The 22,520-nt window shown below is 69.7% G+C and carries 18 protein-coding genes; 3 read left to right on the plus strand and 15 right to left on the minus strand.

The window, feature by feature from the left end:
* Window positions 1–710: 710 nt before the first annotated feature.
* Together QSK30_RS35380 and QSK30_RS35385 are read right to left on the minus strand one after the other, a co-directional pair.
* Window positions 711–1,295 carry a dihydrofolate reductase family protein gene (locus QSK30_RS35380; RefSeq protein ID WP_285509783.1) on the minus strand — a complete coding sequence of 195 codons (585 nt, stop codon included), beginning with the start codon at window positions 1,293–1,295 and terminating at the stop codon, window positions 711–713.
* A 135-nt stretch (window positions 1,296–1,430) separates the two neighbouring features.
* Window positions 1,431–2,558, minus strand: coding sequence for an epoxide hydrolase family protein (locus QSK30_RS35385; RefSeq protein ID WP_285509784.1), 1,128 nt, complete (start codon window positions 2,556–2,558; stop codon window positions 1,431–1,433).
* Window positions 2,559–2,614: 56 nt separating this feature from the next.
* On the opposite strand from QSK30_RS35385, the gene QSK30_RS35390 reads away from it, so the two are divergent.
* Window positions 2,615–3,559: a helix-turn-helix transcriptional regulator gene (locus QSK30_RS35390; protein WP_285509785.1), complete on the plus strand. Its 945-nt coding sequence runs from the start codon at window positions 2,615–2,617 to the stop codon at window positions 3,557–3,559.
* 235 nt (window positions 3,560–3,794) lie between these two features.
* Here QSK30_RS35390 and QSK30_RS35395 read toward each other — a convergent pair whose 3' ends face one another.
* The 3 genes from QSK30_RS35395 to QSK30_RS35405 form a co-directional block, all read right to left on the minus strand.
* Window positions 3,795–4,469, minus strand: coding sequence for a Sua5/YciO/YrdC/YwlC family protein (locus tag QSK30_RS35395; protein ID WP_285509786.1), 675 nt, complete (start codon window positions 4,467–4,469; stop codon window positions 3,795–3,797).
* Complete coding sequence (locus tag QSK30_RS35400; RefSeq protein WP_285509787.1) at window positions 4,466–5,686, minus strand: hydroxymethylglutaryl-CoA lyase-like TIM-barrel protein; 1,221 nt, start codon at window positions 5,684–5,686, stop codon at window positions 4,466–4,468. Before QSK30_RS35400 ends, QSK30_RS35395 begins: the two co-directional genes overlap by 4 nt.
* Window positions 5,687–5,871: 185 nt before the next feature.
* Window positions 5,872–6,126 carry a hypothetical protein gene (locus QSK30_RS35405; RefSeq protein ID WP_285509788.1) on the minus strand — a complete coding sequence of 85 codons (255 nt, stop codon included), beginning with the start codon at window positions 6,124–6,126 and terminating at the stop codon, window positions 5,872–5,874.
* Window positions 6,127–7,786: 1,660 nt separating this feature from the next.
* Between QSK30_RS35405 and QSK30_RS35410 the strand changes: the two genes are divergently transcribed.
* Window positions 7,787–8,695 carry a hypothetical protein gene (locus tag QSK30_RS35410; RefSeq protein WP_285509789.1) on the plus strand — a complete coding sequence of 303 codons (909 nt, stop codon included), beginning with the start codon at window positions 7,787–7,789 and terminating at the stop codon, window positions 8,693–8,695.
* 72 nt (window positions 8,696–8,767) lie between these two features.
* Here QSK30_RS35410 and QSK30_RS35415 read toward each other — a convergent pair whose 3' ends face one another.
* Genes QSK30_RS35415 through QSK30_RS35450 form a run of 8 tightly spaced genes read right to left on the minus strand, consistent with a single transcriptional unit; the run spans window position 8,768 to window position 16,890 of the window.
* Window positions 8,768–9,640, minus strand: coding sequence for a hypothetical protein (locus QSK30_RS35415; protein ID WP_285509790.1), 873 nt, complete (start codon window positions 9,638–9,640; stop codon window positions 8,768–8,770).
* Window positions 9,637–10,311: a hypothetical protein gene (locus QSK30_RS35420; RefSeq protein ID WP_285509791.1), complete on the minus strand. Its 675-nt coding sequence runs from the start codon at window positions 10,309–10,311 to the stop codon at window positions 9,637–9,639. The genes QSK30_RS35415 and QSK30_RS35420 overlap by 4 nt, the downstream gene beginning before the upstream one ends.
* Window positions 10,312–10,319: 8 nt before the next feature.
* The gene (locus QSK30_RS35425) at window positions 10,320–11,033 is read right to left on the minus strand and encodes a vWA domain-containing protein (protein ID WP_285509792.1); all 714 of its coding nucleotides are present in this window, start codon (window positions 11,031–11,033) and stop codon (window positions 10,320–10,322) included.
* 14 nt (window positions 11,034–11,047) lie between these two features.
* Complete coding sequence (locus tag QSK30_RS35430) at window positions 11,048–12,091, minus strand: protein kinase domain-containing protein (RefSeq protein WP_285509793.1); 1,044 nt, start codon at window positions 12,089–12,091, stop codon at window positions 11,048–11,050.
* Window positions 12,088–13,104, minus strand: coding sequence for a protein phosphatase 2C domain-containing protein (locus QSK30_RS35435; protein ID WP_285509794.1), 1,017 nt, complete (start codon window positions 13,102–13,104; stop codon window positions 12,088–12,090). Before QSK30_RS35435 ends, QSK30_RS35430 begins: the two co-directional genes overlap by 4 nt.
* Before the next feature lie 2 nt (window positions 13,105–13,106).
* A complete protein-coding gene (locus tag QSK30_RS35440) occupies window positions 13,107–14,135 on the minus strand; it encodes a hypothetical protein (RefSeq protein WP_285509795.1) in 1,029 nt (342 codons plus the stop codon).
* Window positions 14,132–16,276 carry a hypothetical protein gene (locus QSK30_RS35445; RefSeq protein WP_285509796.1) on the minus strand — a complete coding sequence of 715 codons (2,145 nt, stop codon included), beginning with the start codon at window positions 16,274–16,276 and terminating at the stop codon, window positions 14,132–14,134. The genes QSK30_RS35440 and QSK30_RS35445 overlap by 4 nt, the downstream gene beginning before the upstream one ends.
* Entirely contained in the window at window positions 16,273–16,890 is a 618-nt protein-coding gene (locus QSK30_RS35450; protein WP_285509797.1) for a toll/interleukin-1 receptor domain-containing protein, read from the minus strand. Before QSK30_RS35450 ends, QSK30_RS35445 begins: the two co-directional genes overlap by 4 nt.
* A gap of 362 nt (window positions 16,891–17,252) precedes the next feature.
* On the opposite strand from QSK30_RS35450, the gene QSK30_RS35455 reads away from it, so the two are divergent.
* The gene (locus tag QSK30_RS35455) at window positions 17,253–18,545 is read left to right on the plus strand and encodes a helix-turn-helix domain-containing protein (RefSeq protein WP_285509798.1); all 1,293 of its coding nucleotides are present in this window, start codon (window positions 17,253–17,255) and stop codon (window positions 18,543–18,545) included.
* Between the two features lie 922 nt (window positions 18,546–19,467).
* On the opposite strand, the gene QSK30_RS35460 is transcribed toward QSK30_RS35455, so the two are convergent.
* Window positions 19,468–19,716: a hypothetical protein gene (locus QSK30_RS35460; protein ID WP_285509799.1), complete on the minus strand. Its 249-nt coding sequence runs from the start codon at window positions 19,714–19,716 to the stop codon at window positions 19,468–19,470.
* A 186-nt stretch (window positions 19,717–19,902) separates the two neighbouring features.
* On the minus strand, window positions 19,903–21,981 hold the full coding sequence (locus QSK30_RS35465) for a tetratricopeptide repeat protein (RefSeq protein WP_285509800.1): 2,079 nt from the start codon (window positions 21,979–21,981) through the stop codon (window positions 19,903–19,905).
* Window positions 21,982–22,520 lie beyond the last annotated feature (539 nt).

A 22,520-nucleotide genomic window follows, 5' to 3' on the forward strand; every position in this document is an offset into this window, starting at 1 on the left:
CCGCAGCCGCCTGCGATCCTGTCGTCTTCACAAACACATGATCAACAGGCGGCTGCTCCACGTCGAACACGGGCCCCACCACACGTTCCCGCAGGTCACAACCCAAATGGCGGCTGCCGTACTAGGGCGCCCTATGCGGATCTTCCCGCCTATGCCTGTCAGGTTCAGCGGGGGCACCGGTACCGGCCGGTCCGCCTTGAGGAGTTGTCGGATCTGGTCGACGGGGCAGTGCCCGCTTGGCCTTGATCGCCGTGGCGATGACGTCCCCGACCCGCTGCAACGCCCTGTCCACGAACGGTTTGGGCAAGGCCTCCGGGCGTCAGCGACTCCCCCGCGGCCAGTTCGCCTACAGCGAGCTGTTCCACGTCGTCGGCAGCAACACCTCGCTGGTCCCACTGGAAACGGTGCCGCTGGCGGTCTCCGTGGCCTGGTTCACGAAAGCCGCCACAGGCATGGCCCGGCGCCACCACGGCGCGATTCCTCAGCGCCGCACCCCCGCCATCCACGAGTCGCCACCGACCGGAAACCCGCACCGACGGCCCACTCCTCGATCGCGGCGCGCGTGGTCCTTCTCTTCAGCGGGTCGGGCAACGGCTCACTCGGAACGCGAGGAAGGTTCCGGGGGAAAGGTCTCCTCACGGCGAGGGTCACGGCGAGCACAGCAGGAATGACCTCGACTTGGTCTTACGAGCGGATCGTCTGGCTCGGGCTTATCGCCTCGTCTCGTAGCGGGTTAGTAGGACGCCGCCGGGGAATGTTCGGGTCTCTGCCAGGGTCAGGTTCACCCAGTTGTCCAGGGCGGTGAAGAACGGTGTGCCGCCGCCCACCAGGACCGGCACGGTGACCAGGACGTACTCGTCGATCAGGCCGGCCCGCATGGCCGCGCCGGCGAGTGTCGCGCCGCCGATGTCCATCGGGCCCGCGTCCTCGGCCTTGAGCCGGGTGATCTCGGTGACCGCGTCGCTGGTTACCAGGCGGGTGTTCCAGTCGACCGGGGTGGGCGTCGAGGAGAAAACCACCTTCGGCATGTCCCGCCAGCGGCGGGCGTACTCGATCGCCGCTGGTGTGGCGTCGGGCTGCTGGTCGGCGGTCGGCCAGTGGGAACTCATCCCCGCCCACAGCTTGCGCCCGTACAGCGCCAGGCCCGTCGCCGCCACCCGGTCGGACCACCACTGGAACAGCTCGTCGCTCGGCGACGAGTCCGGCCCCTCACCCCCGCTCCAGCCGAGATCGTCGCCGGGCGCGGCGGTGTAGCCGTCCAGGGTCACGTTCATGGCGAAGGTCAGTTTCCGCATGGCAGCAGTCTCCCGTGAGTCGATCTCATATGTACAGACGGGCGCGAAAACCCTGTCCGTGCGCGATCTGCGTCCTGGGCAGTCCTCGTGGGCCGGGCTTCGAGATGATCAACTCACGGTCCGGTGTACCCCGGTTCAGCGCTGTGCGGTGAAGAACGCGCGGATGTCGGCCGCGACGAGTTCGGGTACCTCCAGGGCGGCGAAGTGGCCCCCGCGTTCGAATCGGCTCCAGTGGGTGATGGCGCTGTTGTCCCGCTCGGCGAAGACCTTGATCGTCTGGAAGTCGTCGGCGAAGACCGCGACGCCGGTCGGGGCGGTGTTGACCGCCGTGGCGCCGGGGGCTTCGGCGTTCTCGTAGTACGAGCGGGTCATACCTGCCGCGGCGTTGGTGAACCAAGCCACCGACACCGCCAGCAGCACCGCCTCCAGCGGGACCAGTGAGGTGCCGTTTCCGAAGGAGTTGAACAGCTCGCTGTAGGCCAGGAGGCCGAGCGGGGAGTCGCTCAGGCCCGCGGCGACGGTCTGCGGGCGGCTGGCGTTCATCGTGTTGTAGCCGCCGACCTTCTGGAACCACTTCATGTGCTCGAGCCCGGCGTAGTCCTGCGGCGTCAGGCGCTCGAACTCCGCGGGGTCGCCGGAGGGGAAGGAGAACAGCTGCAGCACGTGCAGGCCGAGGAATCCCGGCGGGGAGAGCAGACCCAGCTCACGGGCGATCACCGCGCCCTGGTCAGAACCGTGTGCGCCGTAGCTCTCGTGGCCGAGGCGGCGCATCAGGGTGTCGTAGGCGCGGGCGGTGCGGGCCGACGTCCAGCCGGCCTCGGTGACCGGGGTGGAGAAGCCGAAGCCGGGCGCGTCCGGGATCACCAGGTGGAACGCCTGCTCCGCCGAACCGCCGTGCGCCACCGGGTCGACGAGCTGGTCGATCATGTCCAGGTAGTCGACGGACGAGCCCGGGTAGGTGTGCAGGAGCAGCAGCGGGGTCGCGTCGGGGTGGGGCGACTCGACGTGGATGAAGTGGATCGGCTGCCCCTCGATGTCGGTGACGAAGTGCGGGTGCGCGTTGATCCGCTCCTCGGCGGCGCGCCAGTCGAATGCCCGCCACGCGGCGACGGCGTCGCGCAGGTAGTGGTTGGGGGTGCCGGTCGCCCAGTCGTCCCCGGGCGCGGGCTGGGGCAGGCGGGTGCGGGTGAGGCGGTTGGCCAGGTCGTCCAGCTCGGCCTGGGCGATCTCGACGCGGAAGGGGCGGATGCTCGTGTTCGTCATGGCACCAACGCTAGAGTGCATATAGGAACGTTTCCTTCCTAATTGGCGGAGAACTCATGACCGACACGCCTGCTCGGCTGCTGGCCCTCCTGTCGTTGTTGCAGTCGCGGCCGGTGTGGAGTGGCACCGAGCTGGCCGGGCGCCTCGGCGTCACGACCCGGACGGTCCGCACCGACATCGAACGGCTGCGCGGCCTGGACTACCCCGTGCACGCCACCCGGGGCGCCACCGGCGGCTACCGGCTCGGCGCGGGCGGGAAGCTGCCCCCGCTGCTCCTCGACGACGAGGAGGCGGTCGCGGTGGCCATCGGGCTGCGTGCGGGGCGTGGCATCGCGGGCATCGAGGCGGCCAGTGGCCGCGCTCTCGCCAAGCTCGAGCAGGTCCTGCCCCCGCGTCTGCGGCCCGCGGTCGAGGCGCTGTCCTCGGCCGTCGAGCACGCTCCGGAGAACACCGCCACCGATGCCCCCGACCCGGAGGTCGACCCGGACGTGCTGCGCGCTGTCGCGACCGCCATCCACGGTGTGGAGCAGTTGCGCTTCGACTACGACGGCGCCGCGCGCGTAGTCGAGCCGTATCGGCTGCTGTCCTGGCAGCGCCGCTGGTACCTCGTCGCCCGCGACCCGGCCACCGGTGAGTGGGACGTCTACCGCGCTGACCGGGTCATTCCGCGCATGCGCACCCACCGCCGTTTCACCCCGACCCCGATCGAGGACGGCGACTACACGGCGTTCGCGATGCGCCGGGTCGCCAGCAGCGGGTGGAACGTGCACGCCCGGCTGCGCGTCGACGCCCCGGCCGAGACCGTGCTGGCCCGGATCAACCCCGCCGTGGGCGTCGTCGAGGCGGTCGACGCGACCACGTCCGTGCTGGTCACCGGCGCGGACTCACTGGAGACGGTGGCCGTCTTCGCAGGCATGCTCGGCATGGACTTCACCGTCGAGTCCCCGGCCGAGCTGCGACCCCTGCTCCGCGTGCTGGCGCAACGCTACGCCCGGGCGTGACCCAGGCGCCCATCACTCGGAGCGGAACACGTTGGGGCAACAAGGTTTCCGCGACTGCGCGCCAGAACCGCCCAGCCCGGCAGGACGCCTGCTGATCCAGCAGGCTTCTGGCGCCGAGGCCTCCGCAGGCACACCACCTCGGCCAATCCTCTGTGCTGCAACTGAAAGGGCCCACCCTTGCCGTCCACTTAGGAGCCTGCGACGGTCTGCGGGAGGCCGCTGCTGGTTGGTGCGCTTACCGCGATCGGTGAGCGGAACGGATGCTGTCGAGGTAGTGGGCGGCGCTCGGATAGGGCTTGTCCTGCGCGCCGTTGCGGTGCAGGTCGATCCGCCCGTCTGGGTGCAGGCGGAGGGTGGTGGTCGCGCTGCGGGCGGCGTCGACGTGCTCGGCCTGGGGAAGTGATCCGGTGCCGAGCACGGCTGTGTGCGGCGGGAACATCGCGATGGCATCCGCCGCGGTGGCCGCGGGCGGGTGGCCGGTGCGGTTGGCGCTGCTGACGTAGAGGATCGGGAACTCGGCCAGCACGGGCAGCAGAGGCGGCCACCGGGTGCCGAACAGCAGGGCCCAACCGTCCTGGCTGGCGGGTGCGAGCCAGGCAGGACGGCCGGCCGTGCCGCGCAGCGGTACGAGGAGGGTCACGCGTTCGTCGGTGAGCAGGCGGTGGGCCAGGGCGCGGTGGTCCGGGTCCAGGGCCAGGGCGTCGGCGAGGGTGGCGAAGGTCTGGGGGTCGTGGGCCCACAGCGCCACGGCCTGCTCGGCGGGCCTGCCCTTGACCGTGTTGACCGCACGCGGGTCGGTGGCCGCGGTGACGTAGGTCAGCGGGGCCGGGTTGGGCAGTACCACCGCAGCGCCGGTGTGCAGGGTGCGGCGGGCGCGGTCGGCGTCCACGGTGCCCAGGTCGGGGTTCACCGCGCGCCCTCACACATCCCGTCGAGGTAGCTCGCGAACGCGCTCTCCTCAACGGTGGCCCGGCCGGTGCGGTACGCCCGCGTCTTGACCCAGGCCATCGCCGTCCGGGCCTGTTCGCGATCCAGGTCGTGACCGAGCCGGGCGGCGACCGCGGTCACCACGCGGGCGCTGGCCAGGTGGGTGAGGACAACGCTCGGGGCAATGCCCAGGAGCGCTTGGGGGTCGTAGGGCTGGAACAGGTCCGGGTGGACGAACGGGGTGCCGGTGGAGATCGTGCCGACGCCGGTGCCGACCACCGGGGTGGTCACGCTCAGCGGCAGCCCGGTCTCCGCCGACACCATCCGCGCGATCACGGGCAGCCGGGTCAGGTCCGGGGGCGTCCACCACGGATCGGCGTCCTCGCCCAGCAAGGCCCGGATGCGCTCGGCCCGGTAGGCGAGCAGGAACAGCAACTGCTCGGTGGCCACCATGCCCGCGCGTTCGGCCAGGCCCAGCCACGAGCTCGACAGGACCCGCACCCCCACCCGCGCGGCCTCGAGGGTGTTGGCCAGGCCCAGTCCCAGGTCGTTGTGCAGGTGCGAGGCGAGCACCACGTCCTTGTCGGCGCCTACCCGGGTGAACATCGCCGCCACGTCCGACGGGAGCTGGTCGCCCACGGTGTCCGCCAGGATCACTGTCCCCGCCCCGGCCGCGGTGGCCGCCGACGCGTAGTCGGCCATGAGGCCGTGGTCCGCGCGGGAGGCGTCGGCAAAGCAGAGGTCCACCGCCACCCCATCGTCACGCCCACGCGCCTCCTCGACGAGCGCGACCCCCGCGTCCAGCGCCTCGCGAGCGCCGCGGTGGGTCATGACCTGGGCCATCGCCTCGGAGGCGGGCACGACCACCATCACCCGCGCGTGCGCGCTGCCCCGCACCGACGCCACGGCCTGCCGGACGTCCACGGCCGTCCCACGGCACACCGCGGCCACGCTCACCGCGCCCTCGGCCTCCACCGCCACCCGGCGCACCGCCTCGAACTCCTCGGCGCACACCGCCGGGAACCCCGCGGCGAACACGACGTGCCGCGGCCCGTCAGCACCGAAGATCCGCCCCTGCTCCACCGCCAACCGCACCCGGAAGTCAGGCGCCATCAGCGTCTTCGCCTGCGCGCCATCGCGGGCCGACTCCTCCCACAGCACGACCCGGCCCGCCGAAGCCGACTCCCGCACCAGATCCACTACCGGCTCCGATCCGTCCAGCACTCACCCTCTGAACGGAGGGCAGGGAACACTAGATCACAACGGAACCGCAGCGCTCCCGTGGGTTCTCGCGCAAACGTCGAAGCCCCACCGTCGGCGTTGCGTGCCATGCGGCTGCGCGGCTGAGCTCCTGCGCCGCGCACGCAGGAGGAATCCCGGCGAGCCTACCGCTCGCGAGGTTCGCCACCGGTCGCCGTGAGGTTGTCCCGGCTCTCCCACTTCGCGCTTTCCCCGCCCGAAACCGGAGCATTGGGAGTCGCCTGCGGGGCCAACTCGCCCGCTGGGAGCTCGCCGTCGTGCTGGTCGGCGCGGACCATCGGGGGATCACCTGCCGGTCGGGCGTTGCGCGGCATACCCGGGGCCTGGGCCACCGCGAAGCACGCCGTCGCCGTGCCGGACAGCTCGCTCTTGGCCTGCACCAGCACCACCACGTGCTAGGTGCCAGGCGCGCCGGAGGCGTGCGTGACGGTGGGGCCGCTGGTTGTCTGTGCCGTCGCAGGTGAAATCCCAGTCGTGGAGCACAATCGGCTCGCCCTGGTCGGTGCTCGCGACGGCGCTGAGGTGCGCAGGTGGCCCGCGGTGGCCCGGCCCAGTCACCGCGACCCGCTGGGCGGTGCCCGCGGCGACAATGGCGTCCTTCAACGTGCCGACGAACAGACCCGAGTCCGGCGCCTGGAGGAACTTGTCGCCGGTGGCCGTCGCGGCGGAGCCCGGTTGGACCGCATACACCTGCGCCGGGTTGACCGCCAACGCCTTTGGCCCGCAGAGCGCCTGAGCCGACGCCCTGCGGCGGGCGCAGACCTGCTACGACCACCTCGCGAGCGGGCTCGGCGTCCACCTACTGGCCGTTCTCCTGGAAACAACATTTCTACTGGCGACAAGCCTTATCCCCGTCAAGAGTAGCAAGACTTCAGTGATCAAGTGGGGTGACAATAGGGTCAACCGGATTCTTACCGCGCTGATAGTCGATCTTCAGCTGCACGAACGCCAGCTTCGGGTGTGGGACCACGTCACTAGTCGTGACCGCTCCGGGTCGCCAAGGCGACGAGAGTCGCATCTCACCGAGATTCCAGAGCGTCGAGGATTTGCTTGCGTATCACCTCGGTCACGTGGTCGTGGGTCCGGCGATCCCTTTCATCTTCTGCCTCAGGCACGCTCGGCGGGCGACCTCCGGGATACCGACGCCAGAAGCGTTGCCAGGAGTTGGACCGCCGCCACGGTCGTCCCTCAGGGCTGGTGAAGGCGAACGGGTGCTGGTGGCTGCCCAGGAGCAGTTCGTAGAACACAGCGATGCTCGGCGGCAGTTCCACTCCCCCGCGTCCGGGCAGGCGTCTTGGTCTGGCCCTTCCGGGCGAAGAGCCTGCGGCACAGTCGAGTCGGCCGCGGTGGCGACACGGTGTCGATCGATAAGGTGCCATACTTCTTCAGCGTCCCGCCGACCTCCTTCAACGGTGCTCGGACACTGACCTCCTTTATCTGCTCGTCTCATTCGTGCCGCTGCTGCCGGCAAACTCACCCCACCGGGCGCCGGTATAGACGTCCGATCAGACAACGCGTAACCCGCCATGCCGAGCCCGGCATCCGCGTCGAGACCTGCACCTGCACCACCGCCGCGTCGACAGGCCCCAACTGTTTTCCCGCTCCTTCCCGCCAGGACTCCTACCGCCACCTCTTCATGACCACCTGCCACTCCCCACGATCCAGGCCTCTCGCATCGCCCCCCATCACGCCGCCGCGACGATGACTAGACGTAGTTACATGATCGACCACTCTTGCGATAGTAGCCGACGAGCATTCCCTGTCTTAGTATTCTTGCGAAAGCCGACTCGGCTATCGGCAAACTTGCCAGATCGACACTGGTTGGCACTACCAGGTCACAGCGAGCCCTCTCCGTAGATGGCCTGTAAGTGGCGGTCCACACTCGAGGTAGACACAGGAGTCGCATCCGGGTGATTTCCAGCTACCCGATCGGCGGCTGGCGTGATCAGCCGCCGCTGGCGAAACTTTTCGACATGTCCGCACGCCAGCACGCACGGTGCGCAGAAGGCGCAGATCGGCTTGGGTGAGGTGCTCACCGCGTTGACAAAGCTGCGGTCGGGCCTTGGCATCGCCGACCCCAAGTTCGCGGATCGCCTCGGGCCGCTGCGCGTGGTGTTCGACCTCCAGGAGTCCGACGGGGTCGAGACCGCGCGCGCCAAGGTGACCAGCCGAATTGCGGCCGCCACCGCGCGGTTGCCGGAGGACCAGCGACTGGCAGTCGACGCCGCCTTCAGCCAGACAGGTCCTTTTCGTGGCAAGCGGTACATGGAGCGGCTCGAAATTCTCGCCCAACAGCGCGGTCGGACGTCGCGCACCATGCGCAGGTGGGCCGACTCAGGCCTGGCGGCCGTGGCTGAGGCCCTGCTGGCGGGCGCGCCACGGACGATACGTGACCCTCATTGGTGGACCGAGGAACTGAAGGTCGCCCTGGTGCTCGACGGTCCGACGCCGGAGGTGCTGGAGACTCGTCGGGTGGTCGCCGCGCGGGACGGCCTCGCGGAGTTGGACCTCGCGATGACCATCACGGAGGCGGACGCGGACACGGTGCTGAACAGGGTGACCTTCGACGTCATCTACGGCGGGGTGCTGCACGTCGTGGCCATGGAGTCCTCCGACCGCGTGCGGTTGGTGCTGACCCTGCCCCGGCCCTTGGCCCGGGGTTCGGCGCATGAGTACACGGTGCGCGCGCGCCTGCCCGCCGACCACGAGTTGCGCGCGCACTACGTCTGCGTTCCGAAGTACCCGTGCAAGCGGTTCGACCTGCGGGTGCGCTTCTCGCCGGCCGATCCACCGACCGCCGTCACCAGGCTGGTGGACGTCTACCAGCGCGATGTCCAAGACCCGGTAACGGCGGCGGAAGCGGTGCGGCTGGATCCGGCGGGCGAGGTCCGCACCTGCTTCACCGACCTTGCACTCGGCCGGGCCTCCGGCCTGCGCTGGCGGTACTGACCGACCGGGGTGGCCAGGGGCCGCACCGCTCGCGACCGAGCCCGCACGAGCGGTGCGCCCGCGAGGATGATCTTAAGGGCCGGTGCGGGTCAGGGTCTGGCGGGACAGCTCGGTGCCGTTGTTGAAGACGATGACCTCCCCACCCGTGATCACGTAGAGGTAGGTCTTGTTTCTGGCCGTGTACCCGGTCGCGGTGCTCTCCGCCGGGATGGAAATGTGCGAGTCTGCGCTGGGTGCCCGCCCGATGAGCTGACCGTCGTAGTGCAGCTGCCCCGCGGCGTCACGGCACAGGGTGATCACGTGCCGCGACGTGGTGTACGAGCCTTCGAGCACTGACGCGCCGGAGATCCACTGGGCAGCCTCGGTGGGGCACGGCGTGCCGGACAGCGGGGCGGCGACCGCTTGGTTGTCGCCCGACCCCTGACCGGCGTCGGGAAGCGCGTCGAGGATCGAGTCCCAGTTGGACCACACGCCGAGTACGACCAGGGCGAGCAGCGTGCGGCGCACGACGTGGCCCGCCCGGGGGAACCCCCGCCTGGCCAGGTGAGGTGCAGGTGGGTCGATGCTCGCCGCGGCGTAGCTCGCGCGGCGAGGCGGTTCGGCCGGCGCCTCGGGCGGCCGGTAGTCCGAAGTGGAGCGACTACTCGGTCTGGTCCAGCGCTCTGGTGCGGGCGGGGGCACCACGGGATCAATTCGGGGACGCGGCTTGCCGGTCAGGCGGATCCGGCTCCCGCTCGACCGCGGCGCTGGGGCCCTGGCCGCGTGCTTGGACTCGACGAAGTCCGGGCGTTCACCGGTCGAGGTCACCTTGGGCACGACAGCGGTGGGTTCCGGCACCGCGCTCGCCGCCGTCGCCTTCGGGGCGTGGCAGATGCGGCAGACCTTCGCGGCCGCCCCGTTGTTCGCGTCACACTCCGAGCACGCCCAGGCAGCCGGGGGACTCACCGCGCACCCGTCAACGGTGCGGCGGGTGGCTGTGCGCGGACCGGGTCGAGCACCTCGTCACTGCACTCGCCCGGTCGGAACACCACCCAGTCGTCCGTGCACGGGGCGACCCGCACCGCGAGCAGTGGTACCTCGCCCGGTTCGGTGCGCGCGGCGACCACCTTGGCTGCTCTCGGCTCCGCGGTGTCGACCGGCGGCGGGGCAGCCGGCTCGGGCGGGGCGACCGCGGACGGCCCGGGGGCATGGGGTAGCGCGTGACGCGGCCCGCCACCCGGGCTGTCCCTGACAAGCCCCACCTCGTCGACCAGCAGGAGCAATTCGTCCCGGTGCTCAGTGTTGAACCACAGCGGGAGGGTGACGGGCACGCCTGCCAGGGTCACCGTGAGGTCGAGCCGGACCCGCGGTTGGCCGGGGTCATCGACGAGGTGGGCGTCCACCCACGCGGCCCTTGGGATCTGGGTGCGCGCGCCGTGCGCGTCGGCCTGGTCGGCGATCACAATGCGGTCGGGGAGACCCAGCAGCCAGAAGTTCGAGCCCCGGACTCGGGTGAAAGCGTCGGCGTGCCACCAGGAGATCGCGTGCAGGCCGGTGGGCTTGCCGCCGTTGTACTCGCGCACGTCGTACCCGGCACCGTCCTCCTGGCACCACCACAGTCCACGTCTGTTCACCATCGCCGTGCTCAGAGGCTGTTGGCGATGGTCGCGATGATCTGGTCCATCTCCCACTCCTCCAGCCCTTCACCCGCTTCGGAGGGGAAGTAGATGGTGTTGTTCCAGTCGTCGGCGATGTCGGTCCACGGGTAGCTTTCCGGGGCGAACATCAGCAGGCGCTTGGCCGAGTTCTCCACTAGGGCGCTGCGGCTCTGCCCTGACCCCCACTGGGCGTACAACTCCTCCAGCGAGCCGGGGATCGACTGCGGGTAGGTCGAGGCACGGGTGTGCCTCGGGTCGCCGAGCCGGTGCGCCGAGGCGTCAGTGAACATGACGATGACGTGCCTGCGTCGGTCCAACCCGGTCTCCCAGTCGGACCCGATGGCCAGGGCGAGTGCCTCGAGCGCGGACTCCGGCTCGTCACCGCCGCCGTCGGCGTGCAGCGCGTTGACCGTCGTCTCGAAGCTGTCGAGTTCGTCGGGAACGCGGAGGAACGGGCTCACCACCATTGCGTCCTCCGCACAGTCGGCGTAGTCGCGGAACCCGATCACCTTGAGCCGCAGGCTGCTGATCCCCCGCCCCTTGGCCGCCATCTCCTGCGCGAGCCGGTTGGGGAACGACATCGCGCTCTGCTTCACGTTCTCCAACGTCGGCCCCATGCTCGCAGTCGTGTCGACACACAGCACGATGTCCACCGCGTACTTGAGGTTGTTGTCGCCGGACCGGTTCTGGTTCTGGCTCATCCAGGTACTCCCGTTCAGTTCTTGCCGGTGAGGTTGATGCGCAGCCGGGTGGACGACGTCCTCGGCGCGGTCTTCGTCGTGTTGACCAGGACCCGACTGGTCTTGGCGCCGCCACCCGGCGGCGGAGTGCTCGGCGCCGGAGCGGGCAGCGGGGTCGGGGACACGGCTTCCCTGCTGAGCACGTCGGACTCGTCGAGGGCAGCAGCGACATCGGCGATCACCGGGCGGGCCCGGGGATCCGCGGCCGTCAGGGACTCCAGCAGGGACCGTATCCGACCGCCCAGCACCGGGTCCCACGCCAAGGGAGCGCCTGCCAGCACAGCCGCAGCGGGCGACTCGTGGCTTTCGCCGTAGCCCGGCAGGACCCCGAAGAGGTACGTGTGGATCAGCAGGCCGATTGCGAAGACGTCCGCCGCCTGGGTCAGCGACCGGGCTTGGGCGCCCCGGTCGCCGCGCAGGTAGCGCAGCCACTCCGGTGCCCCGTACAACGGGTTGCCGCCGATCACCTCAGCCGCCGGTGGGGCGCCCGCCTGGTAGGCATCGTCGAAGTCGATCAGCTTCGCGACCAGCAGCGGCCCCTTCCTCGCCGGTGCCAGCAGGATGTTCTCCGGCTTGAGGTCACCGTGGACGATCCCCCTGGCGTGCAGCAGCACCAGGCTGTCCACCAGCGTCTTGAGCAGGACGAGCTGACCGCGGGTATCGAGGTCGCGGGCGGCGATGTCGGCGGGGCGGACTCGCGGCGTCACCTTGTAGTAGCGGGTGCCCTCCGCGAAGAAGTCCACCGCGAGCACGAGGTTCCCGGCGTGCACGTCGTCAGCCCGCAGCGCGGCCATGATGTCGGTGTGCCGCTTGGCGAACCGCTCGCACTCGGCGAAGCGGCGCTTCTTGTCCTCGACCGTGCCCATCGAGTCGGCCTTGGGGATCTTCGGGTCGAGGAACTCCTTGAGGAAGAACTCCCCGCCGCCCTTCTCCGCGAACGCCCACAGGCACTTGCCCGCGTCGGCGTTGGTCGGCCTGGTCACCACCCGGTAGCCGTTGAGCACTTGGTTCAGCTTCACCGGTTGTCCTCCCCCACCGTCGTGGCCAAGCGCTGCTCATACCCGCCCCGGTACTTCCGCCACGAGTCGCTCCTGGCGGTGTGCACGGCGTCCGTACCGCGGTCCGCCGCAGCGCGCAGTGGTTCGTCGTGTTCGTGTCGCAGCAGGTTCCGTCGACTGCCGAACGACACGCGCAGATCCCCGAAGTCATGGAACCCCAACGCCACGACGGCGAGCGACGCGTCGTCGCCGGTGTAGCCGGCGACCCGCTCGGCCAGCAGTTCGCCCCAGTGGGCCGGGTCGCGCGCGTGCCAGAGCGTGTCCAGCAGCACGTGCTCGAATTGCGCGGGTGTACTGACATAGCCGAAAAAGCCGTCGGTCGCGGTGACCAGGACGCACGGCGCGGGCGCGTGGCCGCGCCACCGATTGAGCGCGAACTCCCGGTCGACCGACACCATGTTGGTCATCGGCGGGTCCTGCAGCAGCAGGTCCAAGGCGTCGCTGCCGTCCACGTCGTCCAGGCTGAGCTGCTGCAGGCCACGGTCGGGCTCGACCACGTAGCACCGGGAGTCCCCGGCCCACACCACGTCCCAGCGCACCCCGTCCGGGTGCATGGTGAAGGCGAGTGCTGCCAGGGTGGACGGGAACTCGCGGTGGATCCTCCCGCGCATCCTGCTGCGCACCGTGATGTCGGCAGCCAGCCGGGTGACGACCCTGTCGTGCAGCGCGTCCACCGACGAGCCGTCGACGAACCACTCCTCAACCAAACCCCGCAATCGGCGAGGGGCGACCCACGCCTGGGTCCGCTCCTGCCCGGTCGGGGTGCTGCCCGCGCTCGCCCGGCCAGCGCCCCCGACGCCGTCGAACACCGCGATCAGGCCGCGCGCCGTCGGCCAGTGCACCACGACGAGCGGATCTGCGTCCTCACCGCGTCCGGCGATTCGTTCCGTCCACACCGACAGCGCCACGAACCTGGGCGCGGTGTGGTGCCAGATCCGGGCGCCCTGAACGGTCTTGCTCGGCTCGACGTCCACGCTCAACCGTCCTCACGGCGCAGCACGCCGCGCACCCGGCTCGGATTGGCCTCCGGGGCGGCGGCTTCGGCGGGCCGTTCCGCAGCGGGCTTGTCGTCCTTCGGCGGGTCAGCGGGCCGCCTGCGCGGCGGCGTCTCCGCAGCGGGCTCGCTCTCCCCCTCGACTACGGCCCCCGCGCCGTCGATCGTCTTACGCTTGCGGTCTAGCCGATCGCGGATACCGCTGCGCTTGCCGCCCAGCAGCGGGTTGCCGCTGGGGAAGAACTCACCCATCACGGTCTCGCTGATGCGCGAGGTGTTGAACTCCTCCATCTTCTCTGAACCCATCAGCGCTCGGAGCGCCTGCAGGCTGGCGTTGGTGCTGTGCTCTTTGGCGTCCTGCTCGCGATCGAGCATCGGCGTAGGGTCGCCCCCTGTCATCGCCATCACGTGGGCCAGCATCTCCCCGCGACCCCCCTCAGCGACCGGGCGCATCGCAGTGCGGCGCATCTCCAGCACCCGCAACTCGCGCTGCGTGGAGAGAAACTCGGCGACATCGCTGGTCTCCACCTGCACGCTGAACCCGGTCAACCGCACACCGTCGGGGGCGTAGGCCCGCGAGAGGACTGCGACCACAGCGGCCTCCGCGTCGGCGGGGCGCAGCGGCTCGAACCGTTTGGTGACCGCGCGCACCTGATCCGTCAGCCACGCCTGCAGCGCGGCGGCCATGTCCCGAACCCCGTCGCGGACCACCCGTACCGGATCGACGATCTCGCAGCCGCAGGAAACGGTTACCTCGAAGGGGAACGACGAGTCCGAACTCGGCGAGGACAAGGTTGTGCCGACGGCGCGGTTGGCGACATCGACCCGGTGCGCGACCCGGTAGTTGCCCGTCCTGGCATCGGGCACCCGCTCACCGGCGCGCACCACCAACGGGTCGCCGATAGCGCGTTCGAGCACCAGCGCGGTGCCAATGGCCGGGCCGCGGACCCCGCCCGCCCGCAACCGCTTGAGCGGGATGGATTCCACTACCGGGTCGTAGGTCTGGTTCATGCGCTCAGTTCGCCTTCCTCGAGGAGTTGGGTCAAGAAGTAGTCAGCCGCTGCGGACGGGGCCAGGCGGTCGTCCGCCCACTGCTCGAGCAGGTGGCACAGGCGGGCATAGTCTTGGTTCCCCCGATCGGCGATACCCGCGAGCAGGTCGAGCACCTCGGGGCGGCACGTGGGGTCGGTGTCGGCCCTGTGCACCCACACCCACAGCGCGTCCGCGGCGTTGCGCCGCACCGGTTCGCACTCCAACGCCCGGCCCCACAGCTCGGGCAGGTCGTCGCGCAGCTGCCACGCCGAGGCCATCAGCACCGGGCGGTCACCGGTTCCCGTCTCACTGGCGGCGAAGGCGAACATGCTCAGCGCCTTGATCACCCGCTCGTCGACGACCGGCGCATCGGTCCACTCGCGCAGCGCCTCGATCACCGGCCCCTGCTGGTCGGCGGCGAGCAGCAGTTGGGTGCTGATCGCGACCGGTACCAACAGGTCCCAGTCGCCCTCGTCGATCAACGTGCGCAACACCCGCAGCGCGCGCCTCGGGTCAGCGGTGCCGAGTGAACGACCCGCGGCCAACGCGGCGGTCGCGGCGAGCTCACGGGCGTCGTCGTCGTAGCGGATGAGATTCGCCCACTGCTCGACGTGGGTCCAGAACACCTCGTGCCTGCCGCTGACGGTGCCCGCCACGTCGAGACCGGTCGCCGCGCTCTGCCGCAGGACCGGTGACTCGTGCTGCGCCCACGGCAGGAAGAACCGGTGCAGGCCGTGTTCGAGGTCGCAGGCCGCGAGCAGCCCTGCGGTGTAGGCGGCTCGCGCGCGGACCTCGACGTCGCGGTGCGCGGCCAGCTCAGCGAGCCAGTTGAGGATGACGTCGCGGGCGCCGTCGAGTTCCACCCACACCAGTTCCAGCACCGGCGCCCGCAGCGCGGCATGCCGGAAGCGGGCCACCCGATTGCCGCTGTCGGTCTCAACCAGCTCGATCCAGGACCGCTCGGCCAACAACCCGCGCAGGTAGCGTGGTGTCATAGCGGTGTTGTTGTTGCCCAACTTGCGGTACAGGGAGACTGCGGCGTCAGCGACCGAGAGGTACCCGCACCCCTCCAGAGCGGCGGTAGCCAAGACCAACGCGACATCGGCGGTGTCGGGGTCGGCGCCGAGCCACTCGCGCACCTGCTCGGAGGCGTCGCGCAGCCGCGACACCACCTCGGCGAGGTCAGCACGGGCGCGCAACGCCTCGATCACCACATGAGCCGCGCGTGTGGCGAACCTGGGGTCGTCGCGGTCGTCGAGGATGTCGTCGAGGTCGGTCGCGGCGAGCTGCTCCTCCACTTCGGACTCGGTGAGCCAGTCGACGTCGACGCCGATCCGCTTGCGCACGATCTCGCGCGAGTCGGGCACGTCGAGGTCGGTCAGCACGTAGTCCTGCCGGGTGGTCGCGGTGGCCAGCGCGCCGCGCACCGGGCCGGTCACCACGACCAGGTAGGCGTCATGCTCCTTTGCCCGGGCGGACGCGTGCGCAAGCCAGGCGTCGTTGATCGACTCCGCTGCGCACTTGCTCGACGCGTTCGGCAGGTCCCTGACCAGGTAGGCGCACTCGCGGTGCGGTGGTTGCCATGCCATGTTGCCGAGTACCGAGGCGCCGAGCTCGCAGTAGGCCGCCTGCCAACCGTTGCGGCGCATAACCTCCACCATCGTCGCCTTCGCCCTAGCGGTCCGCCCGGTGCGGGCCGGACCCGAGTACACGACGATGTTGCGCAGGTCGACGACGTCGACGCCGCGGTCGAAGTCCGCGGGCGCGGCGTAGCGCTCCTGCTCCCCGTGTACGACCTCGGCGTCCAACCACACCTTGGGCGAGCGCTTGCCCGAGCCGCGGCGCGACTTGGTGCCGCCGCCCGTGGCGAACTCCTCCACCGAGAAGTCCCCGGAGAAGTGGTAGAGGTTCACATTCGCCGCGGGACCGGCCCTGGAGAACGCCTCGGCGACGATTTCCTCGTTGCGTGCGCTGCGCAGGTCGGCGGTGCTGGCGCGCAGCCGGTTGAGCGCCTCGTCACGCGTCGGCGGCGTGTTCGGCTCCGGGGTAGACGGCGTGGTCGGGTTCGCTTGCGACGGGTCGGCCGGTTGTGCGGCCGTTTCCGGTGTCTGCTCGCTCATCTGTCGCCCCTGGGCACACTGCCGAAGCTGGGTCCCGCGTGGAAGGTCTCGACGTGGATGCCGTTCATCTCATAGTGGCTCGACTGGTCGTGGTAGGACGCGGTTCTGGTCGAGGCCATAGGCGGGGTGGCGGTCGCGGCGAGTCCGGGTACGAGCCTGCGCAACTTGGCCGCAAGCAGGTCGAGGTCGCCCGCTGCGGTGCGGAACTGCAGGAAGATGTCCTGCCGGTCCCACAGTGGCCGCACCGGCTCCGGCAGGGCGGCTGGGTCCACCCTCGGCACGCCGAGCCGGACCGGGATCACCTGCTTGTCCAGCCGCAGCGCCATCGTGATCTCGCGGCGGACGAAGTCGCTCGGGTCGTCGATCCGGCGCCCGCCCGATTCAGAGCGGTCGCCGAGCCAGTTGCGCCCCATCACCACCAAGACAGCGGTCGAGGACGCAACCGCGTCGAACATCGCGTCCTCCCAGCGCGTTCCCGGTGGAATGGACTTCGAGGCGAGGAACACCGCCTCGGAACCGAACCGGGCGGAGAGCCCTTGGTCGATCAGCGCGACTCCGAACGGCTCATCGGCGGTTCGGTAGTTGATGAACACCTTGTTCTCCGACTGGGTCACCAGGTCCACCTCGGTATGCGACGAATGGGTAGCGCACGCGCCACGGATGCGCGAACGGCGTGACGATGCGTCATCTTCACGGCCACGCCAGCTCCAGCGCAAGCGCCTGCGGCACGTTTCCCGTTTCCCTTTGAATTTTCCAATCGATGTCCACTGGAATGTCCACTGGCGGGTTTCTGGACATCGACCCCGCCCGTCTTCCAGGTGAACGGTCCAATAGTGTGGGACCCTGGTCAGCACCGCGGGACGTTTCCCGTTTCCCATTCCAGCAGGCAACGCGCAATCGTCCTCAAGGGCGCGTGAGAGCTACACAATGGACGTCGGCGTGGATCGACGTCGCGGACGAGGAAGGTGGACCGATCGTGGCCATCCCGGAGCCGTTCGGACCGAGGCTGCGCGCCATGCGAGTGGCGCGAGGGCTCTCGCTCAGCGAGTTCGCCCGTAGGACCTTCTACAGCAAGGGCCACGTCAGCCGGATCGAGACCGGGGTGGCGCGCCCGTCGGTGGAGTTCGCCCAGCGGTGTGACGCGGAGTTGGCCGCGGATGGGGCGCTCGCCGCGCTCGTGCGCACCACCACGGCCAGCCCTGCGGCAGTGGCCGAGGACGACAACGACGACGGGATGTGGATCATGACGATGTCGCCGGACGGGAGTTCGTTCGTCCCACTGGGGCGGCGCGAGCTGCTGATGGGTGGCGCGATGCTGCTGTCGGGGTTGGCGGTCACGCGACCGGCGGCTGCGGCGGGGGAGGTCCACCTCGGGCACCACACCGCGATGCTGGCGAGCGCGCGGGAGATCGGGCAGACCGCACACCCGCAAGCGGTGCTGCCGATCGTGGTGGGCCAGGCACAGGCGTTGCGCCTGCTCGCTGAGCACAGCCAAGGTGCCGACGCCAAGGCGGTGGCCGCCTTGTCCTCGCGCACCGCGGAGTTCGCAGGCTGGATGGCGCAGGAGGCGGGCGACGAGCGGATGGCCATGTGGTGGACCCAGCGCGCGGTGCGGGCGGCCGAGGCCGCGGGGGACACGCACACCGCCGCCTACGCGTTGGTCCGCCAAGCCTTGATCACCATGTACAACCGTGACCACCAGCGGACCATCGCCCTGGCCAAGCAGGCCCAGTCGGTGCCGGGGACTCCGAGCCGGATCCTGGGCTTGGCCGCTCAGCGAGAGGCGCAGGGGCACGCGCTCGCAGGGGACCACACCGAGTGCATGCGCGCGCTTGACCGGGCCAGGGCGCACCTGGAGGCTGCCGAGGACGGCGCTGGCGGGCCGGTGATCGGCACCAGCCACGTGCCCGACCCGGTCGCCGCCGCCACCGGCTGGTGCCTCTACGACCTGGGCAAGCCCGCGGCAGCCGCGGCGGCACTTGACCGGGAGGTGGTCCGGATCAACCCGGGATCGGCGCGGGCACGGGCGCGCTTCGGCGTCCGCCAGGCACTCGCGCACGCGGCGGCGGGCGACGTCGCGCGGGCGTGCGCGTTGGCCGGGGAGATGCTCGGCCACGCCGCGCTGGTCAACTCCGCGACGATCCGCACCGACCTGAACAGGCTCGCCGCGACGTTGCGCCGGTCACCGAGGCATCCGGACGTCGTAGCGCTGGGGCCGTCGCTCGCCGCGGCACTGCACCCGGGTGAGCCAGGTTCGCACCTAGCCTGACCACCTGCCACCTGCCTCATGTCGCCGGTGAGGGATCGGGCCGTGGGGCACAGCCGCTCCCAGGCCGAGTGCGGGTGGCCAAGTAGCGACATCTCTGGGTGCACAACGCTTCCATGGTCATGGCCAGCGCCTCTAGGGCGCATCGAGCAGCGCGGCGATGACGTCGTCGGGGTTGGTGGCACGACGGAGACGGAGCGTTCGGGCAGGGTCAGGTCGTTCCCCACCGAGTGGGCGGCCCTTCAGCGGTCGGGGGAGGCACCGTCCCGGGTGACCATGGCTTCGTGGAGCGATAGAGAACCTGACCTCCGCACGCAGGAGATCCCCGATCGGTACGCGCTGGACTGGTTCGACCGCTGGCAACAAAGACGACGCTCGACGGCCACCGTGGATCACCGGGAGGAACTCCGGACAGGATGTCCTGACCAAGCCGAACCAGGCGACCGGACGTCCTCCTCGGCCAGCTGGCCGTCACCCTCGACACGATCAGCGTCCGTCTCCAGCGGCGTCCGACCTCACTTGCAGTGAGCGTTTCGCAAGAGGCGCACGAGATCCTCCGGCAGTTGGACTCACTACCCCGGCCGGTTCGAGTGGGGTCTAGGAACAGGTAAACGCGACCACGGCCTATCGGTGAAGGAGTTCGATGGCCGACGGCCAGTCACCCGACTGCTGCACGGCAGTCCAAGCGCTGGTCGCTCCGCACCACACCGGAAACGCAGATCCACCAACGAGGTCGCGTTCGCGCTGATGGACGATGTGGTGTCCCAGCACAAAGTGCGCCACTGCATGCTCAAAGATGACACGACGCGGGGGATGCTCCTGCACGATCCCCCGCGCGGAGGTCTTTGCCCCTACCCCACGTACTTGCTGCCATCTGTTCGCCCACCTACACGAGCACACGGCTGGCCGAGGCGTACCAGCATGGTCAGGCTGCATCTGACACCGACAACACCGTAGCGAAGCACGATCTCGTGCGCTGGCGTGTGCGGCCGCCACTGAATGTGTTGGAACGTTCGTCCCACGCCTGGTCCGCCCGCAACTGGCCGATGGAGCCGATGCGGTCGAAGTTCGGACAGCGCTCGTCGATGGTGGCTCGAAACCGCTCCGCGTCCAGTGAGATGCCGATGCCCAGCCGACCCGGCGCTTGGGTGGCAACCTGGTAGCGCCAGGCCACCAGGTCCGCATGTGCGACCCGGACCAGGTCGACTCTGCCTGCGTGATCCGGTCAGGCTGCCGCGAGCTGTTCTGCAGCTGCCGCGCGGATCGCGCATGGTGCTCGGCGAACTCTCGCACCCCGGCTAGTTCCTGCTCATCTCTGTTACGCAGTGCCAGTTCGGGGTAGGGAAGTTGACCGCGCTGATCACGCGTCGCCCAGGGTGGCGAGCCGCTCGTGCACCCGGTCCCGGTCCTCGTGGCGGGATTGGGCACTGAAGAGCTCAAACGCCCGTTGCCACGCCGCGCGAGCTCGCGCGACGTTCCCCAGCCCGGAGTACAGCTCACCGAGGCGGTCGAGCGTGCCTGCCTCGTGAAAGATATTGCGGCCTCGCAACAGGTGCAACGCACGCTCGTAGTACTCGGTGGCGTCGATGTGCTTGCCGGTGAGCTGGGCCAAGTGCCCGAGACTATCCAGGGCGGTCGCCACCCCGTCGTGGTCCTCGAGTCGCTGGTAGAGGTCGAGTGCTTCGGTCCCGTGCCTGCCGGCGTCGGCGAATCGCTCCAGCTTCGCCTCGCACCAGGCGGTCAGGTCGAGCGCGTCGGCGACCTGGTGCGGCTCGCCGAACTCTCGGTACCGGTCCAAGGCGGCCCGGGCGTGCGACAGCGCTTCGGCGAAGTGGCCAGCCCGCTCGTGTGTCCTGGCCAGGGTGCGGTGCACGTCGCCCTGGCCCGCGACGTCACTGAGGTCAACGAACAGGGTGAGCGCGCGTTCGAGGTGGTCGAAGGTGCTGTCGTCCAGTGCACCGGATCGGGCGCTGGCCGAGCCGAGCAGCCGGTGCGCGATAGCCGTCCACAACGGGTCCCCGAGCTCTTGTGCCGCGGTCAAAGCAAGCCGCCACCCGTCCACTTGGTCCTGTGTCCTGGCCATGCGCCACCAGTAGGAGTGCGTCGCCCAGCTCAGCTGCCACACTTGGCGGTGCCTGCCCAGCTCGACTGCCATTCGCTGGGTAGCGAGGACCACCGGGTGCTCGGTGTCAAACCAAGCCAGGGCGCCCGCGTAGTCGTCGAAGGTGCGCGGGAGGCTCCCCGGCACCGGCGGGTCAACCGGCAGTGGCTCCCGGTTGCGGTCGAGGTGCCGGTCGGCAGCGATGGCCGAGTGCAGGTAGTGGTCGGCCAGCCGCATCGTTGCCGAACATGTGTCGCGCGCGTGTTGGGCCGCGTGCAGCCGGACGAGGTCGTGCACCTGCCAACGGCCCGGCGAGTGCTCGTCGACCAAGGACGCGCGTTCCAGCTCGCGCATCGGGCCCAGCACCTGTTCGGGCCGCGTTCCCGCCAGCGCCGCCAGGCTGTGCACACTGAAATCGGGCAGTGGCGCCGCCCCGATGAGCAGGAGCAGCTCCCTGCCTTTGGCACTAAGCGAGTCGAAGGATGATGACAGCACGTCAGCCAGTGTCGTCGCGGGCTCACCGGTGGCCAACACGTCGATCCTCGTGGAGGCGTCCCTGAGCTCGTCGGCCACTGCCGCGATGGAGAACGACGGGTGTGTGGCCAGCCGCCCGGCCGCGACGCTGAGTGCCAGGGGAAGCCCTCCGCAGTAGTGGACCAGCTCGGTCAGCGCAGCGGGCTCCCGGTTCGCCCGCTCCGTCCCGATCCGCCGGGCCACCAAGTGCACCGCTTCGGGCTGGGTCAGCGGGAACAGCTTGACGCGCTCCAGTCCCGCGCTCGCTGACAGACCGTCCAACCGGTCCCGGCTGGTCAACAGCGCGGTGTTGTCACCGGGGCCGGGGAGGAGGTTCACCATCTGCGCCTCATCGGGGACGTTCTCCAGTACGACCAACATCCGGCGTCCGGCCAGCAGACTGCGATACCGTCCGACCTGCGCGTCGAGGCTGGGCATCGGGGTTCGAGTGCCGGGGTCCAAGCCGTCGAGCAAGGCGCGTACAGCGTCGGCAGCTCGTTTGCCCCGCAGGTCAACGTACAGCTGCCCGTCGGGGTAGCGGTCGACATTGTGCCGCGCCCAGTGCAGCACCAGGCTCGTCTTGCCTACCCCACCCGTGCCGATGACGGCGACGTGGTGCCCGGCGGTCACCGCGGCGCTGAGGGCGTGCAGTTCCACGTCCCTGCCGGAGAACCAGTGGTTGGTCAGGGGCAACTGCCGGGGGATAACGACCGGTAGCAGCGACGAGTGCAGGTGGACGTCGCCGCTGATGACCCCGGACTGGATGATGTGGCTGGACGCGTTCATGGTCACCTGGTTCTGGACGCGCTCGGGCGCAAGGCGCACGGTCCTGTCACCCCCTGAATGATCAAACATCGAGGCTATCCCGGGCGGACGGGCTTCGCAGCGAACCCATGGCGCAAAGTGTGGGCCGTGGTCCACAGTGCCCGAGCACATGGGTGAAGTGAAGACTCCATCTCAGGACGAGCGGTCCGTTACTCGGCGTGATGATGGTCAGGGTGCTTCACGGCGAGGAGCCGTGAGCCGGCCCCAGCGGGCTGTCCCTTTCCTGGCTAGTCAGCCATTGCCGTGGGTCGCCTGAATATGTGTGTGATTGTGGGCTTACCCGATCGCACATTTGTCCCCGTGCTGCCGGGTCGTCCACAACAGCGCTAGGTCGACTGCCTCGGCCATCGGGCGGTAGTTGGCGTCGTTGGGTGTAGGGGTCCCTCTGTCGTCGGGCAGTTCAGAGGTGCCGGGGCAGGGCTAGATCAAGATCACCTTGAGTAGCGGAGTGTCACTTTAGGTGGCGAGTAGTGGCAGTGCTCTGGTGCGATCTCGGCAGATTGATTCGGTAGTTCGCTTGATGTCATGATGACCGTTGA

It is taken from the genome of Actinokineospora sp. NBRC 105648 (assembly GCF_030269645.1).
In the GTDB taxonomy this organism is placed as follows: Bacteria; Actinomycetota; Actinomycetes; order Mycobacteriales; family Pseudonocardiaceae; genus Actinokineospora.